Below are 18,928 nucleotides of genomic sequence, written 5' to 3'. Positions count from 1 at the left end.
CCGCCGGGCCGACCGGCCGGGGCCTGCCGGGGCACGACCCGCGGGGCACCCGGTGTCTCAAGATCACCTTTTGGGGCGTGTACCGCCTGCGGTTACTATGCAAGCTGCGCGCCCGTGTGTCTGCACTCTCACGTCTCTCAAGGGCCGCGAATCCGCTGAGGCTCTGCCGGATCCGGCAGGGGGCCCAGCAGAACCCCAAGAAGTCAGCCACAAGGAGACCGAACCGTGAAGAGCGCCGTGGAGACCCTGAACCCGACTCGGGTTCGGCTCACTGTCGAGGTGCCCTTCGAGGAGCTCAAGGACAGCCTCGACGCGGCGTACAAGAAGATCAACCAGCAGGTCACGGTGAAGGGCTTCCGCAAGGGCAAGATCCCGGCCCGGATCATCGACCAGCGGTTCGGTCGCGGCGCCGTGCTGGAGGAGGCTGTCAACGACGCGCTTCCGAAGCTCTACACCGAGGCGGTCAACGAGGCCGAGCTCAACGTCCTCGGCCAGCCCGAGGTCGACATCACGGAGCTGAAGGACGGCGAGACGCTGAACTTCACCGCCGAGGTCGACGTCCGCCCGACCATCGAGATCCCGGACTTCTCCGGCATCGAGGTCGAGGTCGACGCCGTCGAGGTCACCGACGAGGACATCGACAAGGCGGTCGAGCAGCTCCGTGAGCGCTTCGCCTCGACCTCCCCGGTCGAGCGGGCCGCCGAGGACGGCGACGTCGTCACGATCGACCTGCAGGCCAAGGTCGACGGCGAGGTCCTGGAGGACGGTGTCGCCGAGGGCGTCTCCTACACGATCGGCTCGGGCGAGCTGCTCGACGGCATCGACGACGCCGTGAAGGGCCTGGAGGCCGGCGCCGAGGCCACCTTCACCTCCGAGCTGAAGGGCGGCTCGGCGGCGGGCAAGGAGGCCGAGGTCACCGTCAAGGTCACCCAGGTCGCCGCCCGTGAGCTGCCGGAGCTGGACGACGAGTTCGCTCAGCTCGCCTCCGAGTTCGACACCCTCGAGGAGCTGCGCGCGGACAGCCGCAAGCGCCTGGAGAACATGAAGCAGTACGACCAGGCCACGCAGGCCCAGGAGCGCGTCCTGGAGAAGCTGCTGGAGCTCGTCGAGGTGCCCGTCCCCGAGAAGCTGCTCGAGGACGAGATCAACACCCGCAAGCACAACCTGGAGCACCACCAGCTCGGCCAGATGGGCCTCGACCTCGAGAAGTACCTCGAGATCCAGGGCAAGACGGTCGAGGAGTTCGACGCCGAGACCAAGGAAGCGGCCGTCAAGGGCATCAAGACCCAGTTCGTCCTCGACGAGCTGGTCGCCAAGGAGAAGCTGAACGTCAACCAGGAGGAGCTCACCGAGCACCTCATGCGGCGTGCGGCCTCCTCCGGCATGTCCCCCGACCAGTTCGCCCAGGCCGTCGTCCAGAACAACCAGGTCCAGCTCCTGGTCGGCGAGGTCGCCCGCGGCAAGGCCCTGGCCCTGGTCGTCGAGGCGTCCACGGTCAAGGACACCAACGGCGAGCTCGTCGACCTCGACGACGAGGACGAGGACGAGACCACGGAGGGCTCCGCCGAGGAGACCCCGGCCGCCGCCGAGGCCGCCGAGGAGGCCCCCGGGGCCGCCGCCGAGGAGAAGAACGAGGCCTGAGCCTCGTACCACCTCTGATCCGCACGAAGAGGCCCCGGAGCGCGAGCTCCGGGGCCTCTTCGCGCCCGCGCCCCTGGGCGGGGCAGTGCGTGACGCGCTGCCCCGGGCGGGGCCGGGGGGGTGACACGACGCCCCTGTTCCCGCAGCGGAGCGCATGCGCTGACAGCGAACAGTTCCCTTTGCGGGATTCCCCGGCGGAGCCTCCGCGTTAGGGTCCATGAATACGGGGCCGGAGCACTCGGCGAAACCGCCGGAGGCCCCCGCAGGGAAACGTGAGACGGCCCGGCGCCGTCGTAAGACGAGCAGGTGGATACGTGACGAATCTGATGCCCTCCGCCGCCGGCGAACCTTCCATCGGCGGTGGCCTCGGCGACCATGTCTACAACCGGCTGCTCAACGAGCGGATCATCTTCCTCGGCCAGCCGGTCGACGACGACATCGCGAACAAGATCACCGCACAGCTGCTGCTCCTTGCCGCCGACCCGGACAAGGACATTTACCTGTACATCAACAGCCCGGGCGGTTCGATCACGGCCGGCATGGCGATCTACGACACCATGCAGTACATCAAGAACGACGTGGTGACCATCGCCATGGGCCTCGCGGCCTCGATGGGTCAGTTCCTCCTCAGCGCGGGCACCCCCGGCAAGCGCTTCGCGCTGCCGAACGCCGAGATCCTGATCCACCAGCCCTCCGCCGGCCTCGCCGGCTCGGCCTCGGACATCAAGATCCACGCCGAGCGGCTGCTGCACACCAAGAAGCGCATGGCCGAGCTCACGTCGCAGCACACCGGTCAGTCGGTCGAGCAGATCACCCGCGACTCGGACCGCGACCGCTGGTTCGACGCCTTCGAGGCCAAGGAGTACGGCCTCATCGACGACGTCATCGCCACGGCCGCCGGCATGCCGGGCGGCGGCGGCACCGGGGCCGGGCAGGCGTAACGGCACCCGCCGCGCCGCGCGTCGCCGTACGCGAGCCCGGCCGCGTCCGGACGCCGCAGGAGCCCGTAGGAGGGCCCGCGGCGGAAGGACCGGCTCCGGGCGCCGTACGGGGCGCCCGGCGGCCGTACGACGGCCGTCACGGACGTACGACGGCGCGCAGCCCGGCGGCAGCCGACCCGCACCCCCGAAAGCCCCAGCCGACCGCCTCAGCCCCTCTCAGGCTCCCAGGAGACCCACAGTGAACGACTTCCCCGGCCACGGCCTCTACGACCGTGCGAGCTCCCAGTACACCGGCCCCACGGCCGAGTCCCGGTATGTGATCCCGCGCTTCGTCGAGCGCACCTCGCAGGGCATCCGCGAGTACGACCCCTACGCGAAGCTCTTCGAGGAGCGGGTGATCTTCCTCGGCGTACAGATCGACGACGCCTCCGCCAACGACGTGATGGCGCAGCTGCTGTGCCTGGAGTCGATGGACCCCGACCGTGACATCTCGGTCTACATCAACAGCCCCGGCGGCTCCTTCACGGCGCTCACCGCGATCTACGACACGATGCAGTTCGTGAAGCCGGACATCCAGACGGTCTGCATGGGCCAGGCGGCCTCCGCCGCGGCGATCCTGCTGGCCGCCGGTACGCCCGGCAAGCGCATGGCGCTGCCGAACGCGCGCGTGCTGATCCACCAGCCGTACAGCGAGACCGGCCGCGGTCAGGTCTCCGACCTGGAGATCGCCGCCAACGAGATCCTCCGGATGCGTGCGCAGCTGGAGGAGATGCTGGCCAAGCACTCCACCACGCCGATCGAGAAGATCCGCGAGGACATCGAGCGCGACAAGATCCTCACGGCGGAGGACGCGCTCTCGTACGGTCTGATCGACCAGATCATCTCGACGCGGAAGATGAACAACGCGGACGTCCGCTGACGGCGGAAAGCCTGTATTGTTCGCCGCCCCTTGGCATGGTTGGCACCGTTTGACCCAGTGCACGACAAGGTGCACGTCAAAGCGAACCGTGCCAAGGGGGGCCCGAACGGGGGGCCCGGCAAGGTACCGTCGACATAAGGCAGCACCAGGAGCCGCTGGATTCCAATCGTCCAGGCGTCTCCCAGGCGAAGGGGAAGCACACCGTGGCACGCATCGGTGACGGCGGCGATCTGCTCAAGTGCTCGTTCTGCGGCAAGAGCCAGAAGCAGGTCAAGAAGCTCATCGCAGGGCCCGGTGTGTACATCTGCGACGAGTGCATCGACCTCTGCAACGAGATCATCGAGGAAGAACTCGCGGAGACCAGTGAGGTCCGCTGGGAGGAACTCCCGAAGCCGCGTGAGATCTACGAGTTCCTCGAGGGGTACGTGGTCGGCCAGGAGGCCGCCAAGAAGGCCCTGTCGGTCGCGGTGTACAACCACTACAAGCGCGTCCAGGCCGGAGAGAACGGCGGCGGCCAAGGCCGTGACGACGCGATCGAGTTGGCCAAGTCCAACATCCTGCTGCTCGGCCCCACCGGCTCCGGCAAGACCCTGCTCGCCCAGACGCTGGCCCGCATGCTGAACGTCCCGTTCGCCATCGCGGACGCGACGGCGCTGACGGAGGCCGGCTATGTGGGCGAGGACGTCGAGAACATCCTCCTGAAGCTCATCCAGGCGGCCGACTACGACGTCAAGAAGGCCGAGACCGGGATCATCTACATCGATGAGATCGACAAGGTCGCGCGGAAGAGTGAAAACCCGTCGATCACACGGGACGTGAGCGGCGAGGGTGTGCAGCAGGCCCTGCTCAAGATCCTCGAGGGCACCACGGCCTCGGTCCCGCCGCAGGGCGGCCGCAAGCACCCCCACCAGGAGTTCATCCAGATCGACACGACGAACGTCCTGTTCATCGTGGGCGGCGCGTTCGCCGGCCTGGAGAAGATCATCGAGTCGCGGGCGGGTGCCAAGGGCATCGGCTTCGGTGCGACGATCCGCTCGAAGCGGGAGCTGGAGTCCAAGGACCAGTTCGAGGACGTCATGCCCGAGGACCTGGTCAAGTTCGGCATGATCCCCGAGTTCATCGGCCGCCTCCCGGTCATCACCTCGGTCCACAACCTGGACCGGGAAGCCCTCCTCCAGATCCTGGTGGAGCCCCGCAACGCCCTGGTGAAGCAGTACCAGCGCCTCTTCGAACTCGACGGCGTGGAGCTGGACTTCGAGCGCGAGGCCCTGGAGGCCATCGCCGACCAGGCCATCCTCCGCCAGACCGGCGCGCGCGGCCTGCGCGCCATCATGGAGGAGGTCCTGATGTCGGTCATGTACGAGGTCCCGTCCCGCAAGGACGTGGCCCGCGTGGTCATCACCGCCGACGTCGTCCACTCCAACGTCAACCCGACCCTCATCCCGAGGGACGCGCGGGGCCGGGGATCGGGCGAGCAGAAGACGGCGTAACCGCCGCTCACTTGCACGAAGAGGGCACCCGAGGCATTGCCTTGGGTGCCCTCTTGCGTTGATCTGCGACGGGATCCGGCCAGGCGCCATGTATCCGCTGGCGCCATGAGCACCTCAAGTGATCTTCTGTCCGCCTCGGGGCCGACCACCCCGAGAACGTGAACGGAAGGATTCTGACGTTGAAGGCAAGGCGTTTCCTGGCAGCGCTCAGCGTGGTCGCGGCGGCGGGGGTCATGCCCGTGGTCACGGCGGGTACGGCGCATGCTGACGCGTTCGATTGCGTCGAGTACCTCAAGAGCAAGGGGTACAGAGTTGGCCCGGTTGTGACGGAGGCGTGCGGTAAGGATCTGATCTTTGGCCCCAGCCCTGCCTGCATAGCCGATCTCCGAGGTGTTGGTGTGACGGTTCGGCACGCTACGCAAGCTTGCACTCGGGCCTGAAGAAGACGGCGGAGGGGCGCCCCGCATGCTTGCGGAACGCCCCTCCGTGAACACCCGTCAGGCCTTGACGCGTACCTCGTCGCGGAGCTTCGCGGTGGTGTCCGCGGCGGTGGACTGGTCCGTGGCCTTCTCGGCCATGATGCTCGCGAGGTCCATCGGCATCACCATGCCGACCGTGCTGTAGTCGCCCCACACACAGAACGAGAGGTTCATCTCGCTCGGCCCGCCGCTCGAGTTGCCGTCGATGGGCTCCATCTTTGCGTCCTGGCACTTGAGGACGGCGCCCTCGGCGGAGTCGTACGACTTGGGGTCACCGACCATGGTGACCTTGACGTCGTCGTCGTCCTTCCCGGATTCGGACTGCATGTGGTCCAGCATGGCGTCGACGACCGCCTCCGGGTCCTCGATCTCCCCGTAGACGCCGCTGAAGTGCAGCTGCTTCTGCGCCATCGGGTTGTTCTCGTTGCCGGCCACGTACGACGCGCTGACGTCCTTGGGGTTCTTCACACCCCACTTCTCGGCGTCCTTGACGTCGCTGTCGGACAGCGCGCCGCCGCCGCTCTCCTTCTTCTTGTACTCACTGAGCACCGTCGCCGGCGTCGTCAGCTTGTGCGGGCCGTCGTCCGCGATGTCCGCGCTGCCGCTTCCGCCGAAGACGAAGTACGCGCCGACCGCGACCGCCGCGACCACGGCGACCGCGCCCAGGATGATGCCGACCTTCTTGCCGCCACCGCCGGGAGCCACCGGCGGCTGGGGCACGGTCGGGTAACCCGGCTGGCCGCCGTACGGGGCCTGCGGCTGGCCGTAGGGCGGGGTCTGGGGCGGAACACCCTGGGGGGCCTGCTGCGGGTACCCGTAGCCCGGCTGCTGCGGGGGCGCCTGCTGCGGGTAGCCGTAGCCGGGCTGGGGGGCGGCCTGCGGCTGCTGCTGGCCGTAGGGGCCCGGCTGACCGTACGGCCCGGGCTGCTGGGGCTGCCCGCCGTACGGGCCCGGCTGGTTGTGACTCATGTTCTGGGTTCCCCTCCAGATGCTTATGTGTTCCTGACATCCTGGCGCAAACGCGATGGGTCCCACGCACCGGGGGTCACACCGTTACGGAAGAATCCGGTTTCGGGACGACCCCGTGACACCCCTAAACTGACCGGGTGACCGAGAACGCTCAGCAGCAGCCTCCAGCGCCCGCCACCGATCTGCCGACCCAGTACGCGCCGGCCGAGGTAGAGGGGACGCTGTACGAGCGCTGGGTAGAGGAGGGGTACTTCGCGGCCGACGCCAAGAGCGACAAGCCCGCGTACACCATCGTCATCCCCCCGCCGAACGTCACCGGCAGCCTGCACCTCGGCCACGCCTTCCAGCACACCCTCATGGACGCTCTGACCCGCCGCAAGCGCATGCAGGGCTACGAGGCGTTGTGGCTCCCCGGCATGGACCACGCCGGGATCGCCACGCAGAACAAGGTCGAGCAGCAGCTCGCCGAAGAGGGCAAGTCCCGCCACGACTTGGGCCGCGAGGAGTTCGTCGAGCGCGTCTGGCAGTGGAAGGAGGAGTACGGCGGCAAGATCCTCGGCCAGATGCGCCGGCTCGGGGACGGGGTCGACTGGGACCGTGAGCGGTTCACGATGGACGAGGGCCTGTCCAAGGCCGTCCAGACCATCTTCAAGCGGCTCTACGACGACGAGCTGATCTACCGCGCCGAGCGCATCATCAACTGGTGCCCGCGCTGTCTGACGGCCATCTCCGACATCGAGGTCGAGCACCAGGAGGACGCCGGCGAGCTGGTCTCCATCCGCTACGGCGAGGGCGAGGACAGCCTGGTCGTCGCCACCACGCGCGCGGAGACGATGCTCGGTGACACCGCCGTCGCCGTCCACCCGGACGACGAGCGCTACAAGCACCTCATCGGCAAGCTGATCAAGCTGCCGCTGACCGACCGCTCCATCCCGGTCGTGGCCGACACCCACGTCGACCCGGAGTTCGGCACCGGCGCCGTCAAGGTCACCCCGGCCCACGACCCGAACGACTTCGCGATCGGCCAGCGCCACGACCTGCCGTCCATGACGATCATGGACGAGCACGGCGTCATCACCGTCCACGGCCCGTTCCTCGGCCAGGACCGCTTCGAGGCCCGCTCCGCCGTCGTCGGCGCGCTGCGCTCGCAGGGCCGGATCGTCGCCGAGAAGCGCCCCTACGTCCACTCCGTCGGCCACTGCTCCCGCTGCAAGACCACCGTCGAGCCGCGGCTGTCGATGCAGTGGTGGGTCAAGGTCGCGCCCCTGGCCAAGGCCGCGGGCGACGCGGTCCGCGACGGCCGGGTCAGGATCCACCCCGAGGACATGTCGAAGCGCTACTTCGACTGGGTGGACAACATGTTCGACTGGTGCATCTCCCGCCAGCTCTGGTGGGGCCACCGCATCCCGGTCTGGTACGGCCCGAACGGCGAGACGGTCTGCGTCGGCCCCGACGAGGAGCCGCCCACCGGCGAGGGCTGGACCCAGGACACCGACGTCCTCGACACCTGGTTCTCCTCCGGCCTGTGGCCGTTCTCCACGCTCGGCTGGCCCGAGCAGACCGAGGACCTGCGGAAGTTCTACTCCACCGACGTCCTGCTCACCGGCCACGACATCATCTTCTTCTGGGTCGCCCGGATGATGATGTTCGGCCTCTACGCGATGGACGGCGAGGTCCCCTTCAAGACCATCGCGCTGACCGGCCTGGTCCGCGACGAGCGCGGCAAGAAGATGTCGAAGTCCTTCGGCAACGTCGTCGACCCGCTCGACTGGATGGACAAGTACGGCTCCGACGCGCTCCGCTTCACCCTCGCGCGCGGCGCCAACCCGGGCACCGACGTCCCGATCGGCGAGGACTGGGTCCAGGCGTCGCGCAACTTCGCCAACAAGATCTGGAACGCCACGCGCTTCGCGCTGATGAACGGCGCGACGGTCGAGGGCCCGCTGCCGGACGCGTCGAAGCTGTCGGCGACCGACCGCTGGATCCTCACCCGCCTCGACGAGACGATCGAGCAGGTCGACGCGTACTACGAGGACTTCCAGTTCGCCAAGCTCAGCGAGGCGCTCTACCACTTCGCGTGGGACGAGGTCTTCGACTGGTACGTGGAGCTGTCCAAGACCACCTTCCAGGCGGGCGGCGAGCCGGCCGAGGTCAGCAAGCGGGTCCTGGGCGAGGTCCTCGACGTCACCCTGAAGCTGCTGCACCCGATCGTCCCGTTCGTCACGGACACGCTGTGGACGACGCTGACCGGCGGTGAGTCCCTGGTCGTCGCCGACTGGCCGAAGGCGGTGTCCGTTCCGGGCGCCGACACTCCGGGCGGTTTCCGCGACGACGCCGCCGAGCGCGAGATCGAGCTGGTCCAGCAGGTCGTCACCGAGGTCCGCCGCTTCCGCGCCGACCAGGGTCTCCAGCCCGGCCAGCGCGTCCCGGCCCGCCTCACCCTCGACGGCACGGCGCTCGCCCCGCACGAGGCGGCGATCCGCCAGCTGCTCCGCCTCCAGCCCGAGGGCGAGGGCTTCTCGGCGACGGCGACCCTGCCGGTCGCCGGGGCCGAGGTCGCGCTGGACCTCTCCGGTGTGATCGACGTCGCCGCCGAGCGCAAGCGGCTGGCGAAGGACCTCGCCGCCGCCGAGAAGGAGAAGGCCCAGGCCACGGCCAAGCTGGGCAACGAGGCGTTCCTCGCGAAGGCCCCGGACCAGGTGGTCGACAAGATCCGCGGCCGCCTCGCCAAGGCGGACGAGGACATCGCACGCATCACCGCCCAGCTGGACCGTCTCCCGCAGGCGTAGCCGCTGGTAGGCAGCCAAGACCCCCGGTGCTCCTGGGCACCGGGGGTTTCCGCTTGCCGGGGCGGGCCGCGCCACTCGGCGCTCACGAGGCGTCCGCCTGCGCCCACCCGTGCCGCCCTCGCGGCACGACTGCCCGCAGCCGAACGAGGTGACTTGTGACCGCCGGACACAGGGGCGCGGGGATCTGCGCGGCCGACCAAACACCACCCGCACGCGCCCTCCAACGCGTACCCCCGAGCCATGGGGCACCCGGCGGTCGGTCCTCCGTAGACTGGCCCCGTGAGCGAACGCAGTGACCAGCAGCCCGACCCGATCGACCCCTTCGAGGAGATCATCGCCGCCGAGACGGACCGTGACCCGGACCTCGCGGTGATCGAGGCCGGCAGCCGCACCCTGCGTGCGCAGGGCGGCGCCCCCCAGTCCGACGTGCCGTCCCGGCCGGCCGACCCGGAGGTCGACAAGGCGCTGCGCGAGGTCGAGGCCGACCTCGCGACCCGCTGGGGCGAGACCAAGCTGGAGCCGTCGGTCCAGCGGATCGCCGCGCTGATGGACGTGCTCGGCGAGCCGCAGCGGTCGTACCCCTCGATCCACATCACCGGCACCAACGGCAAGACCTCCACCGCCCGCATGGTCGAGGCCCTGCTCGGCGCCTTCGAACTGCGCACCGGCCGCTACACCTCCCCGCACGTCCAGTCGATCACCGAGCGCATCAGCCTGGACGGCGCCCCGATCTCCGCCGAGCGGTTCGTCGAGACGTACCAGGACATCAAGCCGTACGTCGAGATGGTGGACGGCTCCCAGGAGTACCGGCTCTCCTTCTTCGAGGTGCTCACCGGCATGGCGTACGCCGCCTTCGCCGACGCCCCGGTCGACGTGGCCGTCGTCGAGGTCGGGATGGGCGGTTCCTGGGACGCCACCAACGTCATCGACGGGGACGTCGCGGTCATCACCCCCATCGCCCTGGACCACACGGACCGGCTGGGCTCGACGCCCGCCGAGATCGCCGTGGAGAAGTCCGGGATCATCAAGCAGGACGCGACCGTGATCCTCGCGCAGCAGCCGGTCGACGCGGCGCAGGTGATGCTGAAGAAGGCCGTGGAGGTCGACGCGACCGTGGCCCGTGAGGGTCTGGAGTTCGGGGTCGTCTCGCGGCAGGTCGCCGTCGGCGGGCAGATGCTCACCCTGCGCGGCCTCGGCGGCGAGTACCCCGAGGTGTACCTCCCGCTGCACGGCCCGTACCAGGCGCACAACGCGGCGGTCGCCCTGGCCGCCGTCGAGGCGTTCTTCGGCGTCGGGTCGCAGCGGCCGGAACCGCTGGACGCGGAGACGGTCCGCAAGGCGTTCGCGTCGGTGTCGTCGCCGGGCCGGCTGGAGGTCGTACGGCGGTCCCCGACGGTCGTGCTGGACGCGGCGCACAATCCGGCGGGCGCGCTGGCCACGGCCGAGGCGGTCGGTGAGGCGTTCGACTTCAGCCGGCTCATCGGGGTCGTGGGCGCGAGCGACGACAAGAACGTACGGGGTGTCCTGGAGGCCTTCGAACCGATCTTCGCCGAGGTCGTGATCACCCAGAACTCCAGCCACCGCGCGATGGACGCCGACGAGCTGGCGGCGGTCGCGGTGGAGGTCTTCGGCGACGAGCGCGTGCAGGTCGAGCCGCGGCTGCCGGACGCCCTGGAGGCGGCGATCACGCTCGCCGAGGAGGAGGGCGAGTTCGCGGGCGCCGGTGTTCTCGTCACCGGTTCCGTCATCACTGTCGGCGAGGCCCGGCTGCTGCTGGGGAAGGGCTGATCTCATCCATGCGTACCCTGTGTGCTTCCACCCTGATCGGGGAGTTCTTCGTGATCGGCTTCGCCGGGCTGGTCGCCATGAAGGACCCGGACCTGGCCATGTCGACGGTCTGGACGGTCAGCGGTGTCGCCATGTTCCTGTGCGTCGTGCTGTGCGGGCTGGTCACCCGGCCCGGCGGAGTCCAGCTGGGCTGGGCGCTGCAGATCGCGCTGATCCTGTCCGGCTTCTTCGTGCCGACCATGTTCTTCCTGGGCGCGGTGTTCGCGGCCCTGTGGTGGGCGTCCGTCCACTACGGCCGCAAGATCGACGAGGCGAAGGCCCGGTTCGCGGCCCAGGCCGCCTCCGCCGACGCCGGCGCGGGAGCCTCCTGACGCTGCGTAACGCCCGGTCGGGCCCGCCCTGTAGCCTCTGAGCTCCGCACGCCTGTGAAATGAAGGAGTCACCACCGTGAGCCAGCGCACCCTCGTCCTCCTCAAGCCCGACGCCGTCCGGCGTGGCCTGACCGGCGAGATCATCAGCCGAATCGAGCGGAAGGCCGGCTGGCGCATCACCGCGCTGGAACTGCGGACACTGGACCAGGAGACCCTGGAGCAGCACTACGGCGAGCACAAGGGCAAGCCGTTCTACGAGCCGCTGGTGGAGTTCATGTCCTCCGGTCCGGTCGTGGCGCTGATCGTCGAGGGCGAGCGCGTCATCGACGGCGTGCGGGCGCTGGCCGGTCCGACCGACCCGATCGCCGCGGCGCCCGGGTCCATCCGTGGTGACTACGGCGTGATCGTCCGCGAGAACCTCATTCACGCCTCCGACTCCGAAGAGTCGGCCGAGCGCGAGGTCAAGATCTTCTTCCCCGGTCGGGCGTAGTACTCTTCGCGGCGGCGGGGGCGGTGACGTCCGCTCGCCCCCACCGTCCTTGTCCCACCGCGGTATCCGGCCACCACCCACACGGCCCACTCCCCGCCCGACCTGCCGAACCGCCGGACCGCCGAAAACCCGGCGGTTCAACGGCATATGCGTGGCGATCGGGGGAACGCGCACCCCCGATGGCTCGTCTCCAGAGGCGAGGCGGCGCATCGCGTGCCCACAATGGCGAAGACCCTCGCGCAGTGTTCGTGCGGGCGAGACTACGATGTAAGCCTTCACGTCACAGCACCCACTTCGCCGACCCGGAAAAGCCCTGAAACGCCCTCAAAAGCCCTCAGCGCTCTACCAGGGAAGGCCAGACGAATCCTGATGGGGAACTCAATGTCGTTCATCGGCCGTGACATGGCTGTCGACCTCGGGACCGCCAACACGCTGGTGTACGTCAGGGGTCGCGGGATCGTACTGAACGAGCCGTCAGTCGTCGCGATCAACACCAACACCGGTGGCATCCTCGCGGTCGGCGCGGAAGCGAAGAAGATGATCGGCCGGACGCCCGGCAACATCGTTGCCGTACGTCCGCTGAAGGACGGTGTGATCGCCGACTTCGAGATCACCGAGCGCATGCTCCGCTACTTCATCCTGAAGATCCACAAGCGGCGCTATCTCGCCCGGCCCCGGGTCGTCGTCTGCGTGCCCTCCGGCATCACCGGTGTCGAGCGGCGCGCCGTCATCGAGGCGTCCTCCCAGGCCGGCGCGCGTCAGGTGCACATCATCGAGGAGCCCATGGCCGCGGCCATCGGCTCCGGCCTGCCGGTCCACGAGGCCACGGGCAACATGGTGGTGGACATCGGCGGCGGCACCACGGAGGTCGCGGTCATCTCCCTCGGCGGCATCGTCACCGCCCAGTCCATCCGCGTCGCGGGCGACGAGTTGGACAACGCGATCATCCAGCACATCAAGAAGGAGTACAGCCTCCTCCTCGGTGAGCGGACAGCCGAACAGATCAAGATCACGATCGGTTCGGCGTACGACCTCGACGCTGACGAGCACACCGAAATCCGCGGCCGGGACCTGGTGTCCGGGCTGCCCAAGACCGTCGTCATCTCCGCCGCGGAAGTGCGGAAGGCGATCGAAGAACCCGTCAACGCCATCGTGGACGCCGTGAAGACGACCCTCGACAAATGCCCGCCGGAACTCTCCGGCGACATCATGGACCGCGGCATCGTCCTCACCGGCGGTGGCGCCCTGCTCCGCGGACTGGACGAGCGGCTGCGCCGTGAGACCGGTATGCCGATCCATATCGCCGAGGACCCGCTGGACAGCGTGGCGCTCGGTTCCGGCAAGTGCGTCGAGGAGTTCGAGGCGTTGCAGCAGGTGCTCGACGCCCAGCCCCGCAGATGACGTAACACTTCGATTCCGCCGTACGAGACGATCTCCTCTCGTGCGGCGGATCGTTGATATTGAGGCATAAGCTCCACAAAGGGCCCCTCCGGTTCCCGTCCCAGGGAATCCCAGGGGCTACCCGAATTCCCCAATTCCTGTTGAATTCCTATGAGGAAGGCACGGCCGCCGCACGTGAGGGACACACGAGAGAGCCGGCTGCTCCTGGTGCTGCTGATCGCCGTAGCGTTCGCGCTGATCACGGTGGACATCCGCGGCGGGGAGGACTCACCGGTCGACGGTGCCCGACGTGCCGCGGCCACCGTCTTCGGCCCGATCGAGGACGGGGTGTCGACCGCCGTCGACCCGATCGGCAACGCCATAAGCGCGGTCCGCGCGTCCGGGTCCCGCCACGACCGCCTCGCCGCCCTGGAGAAGGAGAACGCGGAGCTGAAGGCGTCGCTCGGCAGCGACGACCGCAACCGCAGCAGGGTGCGCCAGCTCGACAAGATGCTGAAGAGCGCCGCCAACGGCCAGTACGGCATCAAGGGCGCCGAGGTCATCGCCATAGGAGCGGCCCAGGGCTTCTCCTGGACCGTCACCATCGACATCGGCACCAACGACGGCATCACCCGAGACATGACCGTCCTCAACGGCGACGGACTCGTCGGCCGCGTCACCACCGTCGGCCCGAACACCGCGACGGTCCTCCTCGCCAACGACCCCGACTTCACCGTCGGCACCCGGATGGAGGCCACCGACGAACTCGGCTTCGCCTCCGGCCAGGGCGACCGCCCGCTGCGCGTCGAACTCCTCAACGGCAAGGCCAAGGTGAGGGCGGGCGACCGCCTGGTCACCTTCGGCTCCCAGGCCGACAAGCCGTTCGTGCCCGGCGTCCCCGTCGGCGTCGTCTCCCGCGTCGACCCCTCCGGCGGCGACCTCACCCGCACCGTCTACGTCAAGCCGTACGTCGCCTTCACCCAGCTCGACATCGTCGGCGTCGTCGTCCAGCCGCCCCGCAAGGACCCGCGCGACACGGTGCTCCCCGACAAACCGAAGCCCACCCCGCGGCCCACCGTGACGGTCACCGTCACCCCGGGCGCGAACGAACCCGGCGACGGTGCCGACGGGCAGCAAGAGCAGTAGACGTAGGACAGTAGGAGCTGACCCCTTCATGCGTTTCAACCGGATGCTGCTCTCCACCACCCTGGTGATCGTCGCCCTGGTGATCCAGGTGAGCGTCCTCGCCAGACTCCATCTGCCGGGCGCCGTACCCGACCTGGTGCTCCTCACCGTCCTCGGCCTCGCCCTGGTGTACGGCCCCGTCGGCGGCGCCCTCATCGGGTTCGGCGCCGGACTGCTGTCCGACCTCGCCCCGCCCGCCGACCACGCCGCCGGACGGTACGCCCTCGTCCTCTGCGTCATCGGCTACCTCGCGGGCCTCGCCAAGCCCGAGACGGGCCGCCTGAAGTCCGCCACCGGGCCGATGGTCGTGGTCGTCGTCGCCGCGCTCGGCGCCACCCTGCTGTACGCCGGGGTCGGCGCCCTCGTCGGCGACGACGCCGCCCGCCACGTCGGCCTGCCCAGCCTGCTGTTCACCGCCGCGCTCTACGACCTGCTGCTCGCGCCGTTCGTCGTCCCCGGCATCATGGCGCTCGCCCGGCGCGCCGAGAACGACCCGCTCGCCGAGACCAACAACGCGGCCAAGGCCGCCGACGTCTCCGCCGGCTGGCTCTCCTCGGGCACCGGCCTGCGCATCGGCGGCCAGCGCGGCGGCCTGCGCATGAGGGCGGCACGCTCACGGGTGGCCCGCGCGGGCCGCATCAAGGGGGTCAAGCGGCTGTGAGGGGACGTCAGCAAGCTCGCCGAACCGCCGCCGCGGTGGTCGACCACCGCCTCGCGCACCCATCGGGAACCGATCACCGGCGAGCGGTGTACTCCATGTACCGGCATCACCGTTCCACGCACTGAGAGGGGGAGACAGTGACCAACATCCCGGAGACCGGGCGGACGCCACGGGTCCAGATCCGGCTCGTCATCATCCAGATCCTCGTCTTCTCCCTCCTCGGCACCCTCGGCGGCCGCCTCTGGTACCTCCAGATCCGCGAGGGCGACGCCTACGCCAAGGAGGCCTCCGGCAACCACGTCCAGCAGGTCGTCCAGCCCGCCGTGCGCGGCTCGATCCTGGACGCGCGCGGAGTGCCCATCGCGGACAACGAGACCCGACTCGTCGTCTCCGCCTCCCGCACCGACCTGCTGAAGATGGACGACGACGGCAAGGGCGTCCTCACCAAGCTCGCCGGCGTCCTGGGCATGAAGCCCCGGGAGGTCATGGACAAGGTCCGGCTGTGCGACTCCAAGACCCCCCAGCCCTGCTGGAACGGCTCGCCCTACCAGCCGATCCCCATCACCGACGAGGCCACCGCCAAGCAGGCCCTCCAGATCCGCGAGCGTTCCGAGGACTTCCCCGGCATCACCGCCGAACCCCAGGCCGTCCGGCGGTACGCCAGCCCCGGCGGCGCCAACACCGCGCAGGTCCTCGGCTATCTCTCGCCGGTCACCGACGAGGAGATCACCAAGGCGCAGGACACCGACTCGCCGTATCTGCGCTCCGACATGGTCGGCCGCTCCGGCCTGGAACGGCAGTACGACAAGGAGCTGCGCGGCAAGGCCGGCGTCACCCGCTACGAGGTGGACAACCTCGGCCGCGTCATCGGCGAGGCCGAGGCCGACCCCGCGCGGCCCGGCGCCAACCTCGTCACCAGCATCGACGCCCGGGTCCAGCGCATCGCCGAGTACGAACTCAACGAGGCGATGAAGGAGGCCCGCAAGCAGATGGACCGGAACACCGGCACCCACTACAAGGCCGACTCCGGAGCCGTCGTCGTCATGGAGGCCAAGACCGGCCGCGTCGTCGCCATGGCCTCCAACCCGGACTACGACCCGAACGCCTGGGTCGGCGGCATCTCCGCCAAGGACTACGCCAAGCTCACCGGCAAGAAGTCCAACTACCCGCTGCTGAACCGCGCGATCCAGGGCCAGTCCGCCCCCGGCTCCGTCTTCAAGGTCGTCCCGACCGCCGCCGCGGTGAACGCGGGCTACCCCTTCGACGGCCCCTACGAGTGCTCCAGTTCGTACTCCATCGGCGGCCAGGTCTTCAAGAACTTCGAGTCCAAGGGATACGGCGCGATCAGCCTCGGCCGCGCCCTGGAGGTCTCCTGCGACACCGTCTTCTACCGCCTCTCCCACGAGGAATGGAAGCGCGACGGCGGCACCAAGCCGAAGAAGAACCCCAAGGACTGGTTCTACAAGACGGCCCACCAGTTCGGCCTCGGCGCCGAGACCGGCATCGACCTGCCCAACGAGGTCACCGGCCGCATCCCGGACCGCAAGTGGAAGCAGGACTACTGGAAGGCCAACAAGGACGCCTGGTGCAAGTACGGCAAGAAGGGCGGCACGTACGCCGAGCAGATCGCGTACGAGAACTGCCTCGAAGGCAACCGCATGCGCGCCGGTGACTCCGTCAACTACTCCATCGGCCAGGGCGACACCCTCGTCACCCCCATCCAGATGGCCACCATCTACGCCGCCATCTCCAACGGCGGCACCTTGTACGACCCCACCGTCGGCAAGGCCGTCATCAGTGCCGACGGCAAGCATGTACGGGAGATCGCGCCCAAGTCGCACGGCAAGCTCCCCATGACGAAGCAGACCCGCGACGAGATAGACCAAGCCCTCGAGGGAGTCGCCACCCGCGGTACGGCAGCCTGGCGTTTCCAGGGCTGGCCGCAGGACCAGATCCCGATGCACGCCAAGACCGGTACCGCCGAGGTCTACGGCAAGCAGACGACCTCGTGGTTCACGACGTACACCAAGGACTACGCGATCGTCATGACGATCTCCCAGGGTGGTACGGGCTCCGGCGCCTCGGCGCCCGCCGTGCGCAAGCTGTACAACGCGCTCTACGGCGTCTCCGAGGACGGCAAGATCGACAAGCGGAAGGCGCTGCTGCCCACCCCGCAGAAGAAGCTGCCGAAGATCGAGTCCGACGGTTCGATCGACGCCCCGAAGCTGGACACGTACCCGCCGAAGAAGACCAAGGAGGAGCAGGCCGCCGAGGACGCCCAGACCCTCGCCGCGGGGCCGGGCGCCCTGCCGGTGTCCTACGCGCCCGGGACGGACGGCGCGGTCACCGCACCGGTGACCGGGCCCGTCGCCACCGCGGCGTTCACGGCGGCCGTCGTCACCGAACCCGGCGCCCGGCCGGCGGTGCCCGACGAACCGGCGGCGATCGCCAGCACCCGAGGCGGTGGCGGCAACCGGGCGGCGCGACGGCGTACGGGCGCCGGCGCCCCCGGCGGAGCGCTCACACGGAGGAGGTCCCGATGACCGGCAACAGCTTCTCCGTCTCCGGGTACGGGCCCGAACGCTCCGGCTGGACCCGGCTGTTCGCCCGTGACTCGCTCGCCCGCCGGCTCGACTGGCCGATACTGTTCTCGGCCATCGCGCTCTCCCTGATCGGCGCGGCCCTCGTCTACTCGGCGACCCGCAACCGCACCGAGCTCAACCAGGGCGACCCGTACTACTTCCTCCTCCGGCACCTGCTCAACACCGGCATCGGCTTCGCCCTGATGATCGGCACGGTCTGGCTCGGCCACCGCACCCTGCGCACGGCCGTACCGATCCTCTACGGCATCTCGGTCGTGCTGATCCTGCTGGTGCTGACCCCGCTCGGCGCGACCATCAACGGCGCCCACGCGTGGATCGTCATCGGCGGCGGCTTCTCGCTCCAGCCCTCCGAGTTCGTGAAGATCACGATCATCCTGGGAATGGCGATGCTGCTGGCGGCGCGGGTCGACGCGGGCGACAAACCACACCCGGACCATCGCACGGTCGTCCAGGCCCTCGGGCTCGCCGCCGTGCCGATACTGATCGTGATGCTCATGCCCGACCTCGGCTCGGTCATGGTCATGGTGGTCATCGTGCTGGGGGTGCTGCTCACCTCCGGCGCCTCCAACCGGTGGATCTTCGGTCTCATCGGCGCGGGCGCGATCGGCGCGATCGCCGTCTGGCAGCTCGGGGTGCTCGACGAGTACCAGATCAACCGTTTCGCGGCGTTCGCCAACCCCGAGCTGGACCCGGCGGGTGTCGGCTACAACACCAACCAGGCTCGGATCGCCATCGGCTCCGGCGGACTGCTCGGCACCGGGCTGTTCAAGGGGTCGCAGACCACCGGGCAGTTCGTGCCGGAGCAGCAGACCGACTTCGTCTTCACGGTGGCGGGGGAGGAGCTGGGCTTCGTCGGAGCCGGGCTGATCATCCTGCTGCTGGGCGTCGTCCTGTGGCGTGCCTGCCGGATCGCCCGCGAGACCACCGAGCTGTACGGCACGATCGTCGCCGGCGGCATCATCGCGTGGTTCGCCTTCCAGGCCTTCGAGAACATCGGGATGACCCTCGGCATCATGCCGGTCGCCGGTCTGCCTCTGCCGTTCGTGTCGTACGGCGGTTCGTCGATGTTCGCGGTCTGGGTGGCGGTGGGGCTGCTGCAGTCGATCAGAGTGGAGCGGCCGATGTCGGCGTAGCCGCGCACGCCGCGAAGGCCCTTGTGGACGACGGCCCACGTGCTCCTTCAGCGTGCGCGTGGGCTGCCCTTTTGCCGCGGGTCCGACTA

The 18,928-nt window shown here is 69.1% G+C and carries 14 protein-coding genes; 13 read left to right on the top strand and 1 reads right to left on the bottom strand.

Annotation, left to right across the window (positions count from 1 at the left end):
- Window positions 1–225 precede the first annotated feature (225 nt).
- From tig to clpX, 4 genes are all read left to right on the top strand, one after another.
- Entirely contained in the window at window positions 226–1,641 is a 1,416-nt protein-coding gene (gene tig / locus ACZ4Z3_RS01440; RefSeq protein WP_468499117.1) for a trigger factor, read from the top strand.
- Window positions 1,642–1,967: 326 nt separating this feature from the next.
- A complete protein-coding gene (locus ACZ4Z3_RS01435) occupies window positions 1,968–2,582 on the top strand; it encodes an ATP-dependent Clp protease proteolytic subunit (RefSeq protein WP_055519442.1) in 615 nt (204 codons plus the stop codon).
- Window positions 2,583–2,820: 238 nt separating this feature from the next.
- Entirely contained in the window at window positions 2,821–3,501 is a 681-nt protein-coding gene (locus ACZ4Z3_RS01430) for an ATP-dependent Clp protease proteolytic subunit (RefSeq protein WP_468499116.1), read from the top strand.
- Window positions 3,502–3,704: 203 nt separating this feature from the next.
- Window positions 3,705–4,991, top strand: coding sequence for an ATP-dependent Clp protease ATP-binding subunit ClpX (clpX, locus tag ACZ4Z3_RS01425; protein ID WP_107464051.1), 1,287 nt, complete (start codon window positions 3,705–3,707; stop codon window positions 4,989–4,991).
- Window positions 4,992–5,488: 497 nt separating this feature from the next.
- Here the strand turns inward: clpX and ACZ4Z3_RS01420 are convergent, their stop codons facing one another.
- On the bottom strand, window positions 5,489–6,439 hold the full coding sequence (locus tag ACZ4Z3_RS01420) for a hypothetical protein (RefSeq protein ID WP_468499115.1): 951 nt from the start codon (window positions 6,437–6,439) through the stop codon (window positions 5,489–5,491).
- A gap of 137 nt (window positions 6,440–6,576) precedes the next feature.
- On the opposite strand from ACZ4Z3_RS01420, the gene ACZ4Z3_RS01415 reads away from it, so the two are divergent.
- The 9 genes from ACZ4Z3_RS01415 (at window position 6,577) to rodA (ending at window position 18,839) form a co-directional block, all read left to right on the top strand.
- Window positions 6,577–9,228, top strand: a complete 2,652-nt coding sequence (locus ACZ4Z3_RS01415; RefSeq protein WP_468499114.1) for a valine--tRNA ligase — start codon at window positions 6,577–6,579, stop codon at window positions 9,226–9,228.
- Between the two features lie 279 nt (window positions 9,229–9,507).
- A complete protein-coding gene (gene folC, locus ACZ4Z3_RS01410) occupies window positions 9,508–11,016 on the top strand; it encodes a bifunctional tetrahydrofolate synthase/dihydrofolate synthase (RefSeq protein WP_468499113.1) in 1,509 nt (502 codons plus the stop codon).
- Window positions 11,017–11,024: 8 nt separating this feature from the next.
- The gene (locus ACZ4Z3_RS01405; protein ID WP_468499112.1) at window positions 11,025–11,387 is read left to right on the top strand and encodes a DUF4233 domain-containing protein; all 363 of its coding nucleotides are present in this window, start codon (window positions 11,025–11,027) and stop codon (window positions 11,385–11,387) included.
- Window positions 11,388–11,463: 76 nt separating this feature from the next.
- Window positions 11,464–11,877 (top strand): nucleoside-diphosphate kinase, encoded by a 414-nt coding sequence (gene ndk, locus ACZ4Z3_RS01400; RefSeq protein WP_468499111.1) that lies wholly within the window; start codon window positions 11,464–11,466, stop codon window positions 11,875–11,877.
- 381 nt (window positions 11,878–12,258) lie between these two features.
- Window positions 12,259–13,278 carry a rod shape-determining protein gene (locus ACZ4Z3_RS01395; protein WP_004931372.1) on the top strand — a complete coding sequence of 340 codons (1,020 nt, stop codon included), beginning with the start codon at window positions 12,259–12,261 and terminating at the stop codon, window positions 13,276–13,278.
- A gap of 174 nt (window positions 13,279–13,452) precedes the next feature.
- Window positions 13,453–14,403 (top strand): rod shape-determining protein MreC, encoded by a 951-nt coding sequence (gene mreC / locus ACZ4Z3_RS01390; protein WP_468499110.1) that lies wholly within the window; start codon window positions 13,453–13,455, stop codon window positions 14,401–14,403.
- Between the two features lie 28 nt (window positions 14,404–14,431).
- Window positions 14,432–15,103: a rod shape-determining protein MreD gene (mreD, locus tag ACZ4Z3_RS01385; protein ID WP_468499109.1), complete on the top strand. Its 672-nt coding sequence runs from the start codon at window positions 14,432–14,434 to the stop codon at window positions 15,101–15,103.
- A 137-nt stretch (window positions 15,104–15,240) separates the two neighbouring features.
- Complete coding sequence (gene mrdA / locus ACZ4Z3_RS01380) at window positions 15,241–17,646, top strand: penicillin-binding protein 2 (protein WP_468499108.1); 2,406 nt, start codon at window positions 15,241–15,243, stop codon at window positions 17,644–17,646.
- Window positions 17,643–18,839 carry a rod shape-determining protein RodA gene (rodA, locus tag ACZ4Z3_RS01375; protein ID WP_468499107.1) on the top strand — a complete coding sequence of 399 codons (1,197 nt, stop codon included), beginning with the start codon at window positions 17,643–17,645 and terminating at the stop codon, window positions 18,837–18,839. Before mrdA ends, rodA begins: the two co-directional genes overlap by 4 nt.
- Window positions 18,840–18,928: the final 89 nt, after the last annotated feature.

The organism is Streptomyces sp. NPDC030296, assembly GCF_055572815.1.
Note: the sequence above shows the minus strand (reverse complement) of the source record. Positions and strands in the feature narration are given on the sequence as shown.

Coding starts and splice junctions, on each gene's coding strand:
- ACZ4Z3_RS01405 (WP_468499112.1), top strand. CDS start 11,025: ATGCGTACCCTGTGTGCTTCCACCCTGATCGGGGAGTTCTTCGTGATC.
- ACZ4Z3_RS01395 (WP_004931372.1), top strand. CDS start 12,259: ATGTCGTTCATCGGCCGTGACATGGCTGTCGACCTCGGGACCGCCAAC.
- ACZ4Z3_RS01420 (WP_468499115.1), bottom strand. CDS start 6,439: ATGAGTCACAACCAGCCGGGCCCGTACGGCGGGCAGCCCCAGCAGCCC.
- mreD (WP_468499109.1), top strand. CDS start 14,432: ATGCGTTTCAACCGGATGCTGCTCTCCACCACCCTGGTGATCGTCGCC.
- ACZ4Z3_RS01435 (WP_055519442.1), top strand. CDS start 1,968: ATGCCCTCCGCCGCCGGCGAACCTTCCATCGGCGGTGGCCTCGGCGAC.
- rodA (WP_468499107.1), top strand. CDS start 17,643: ATGACCGGCAACAGCTTCTCCGTCTCCGGGTACGGGCCCGAACGCTCC.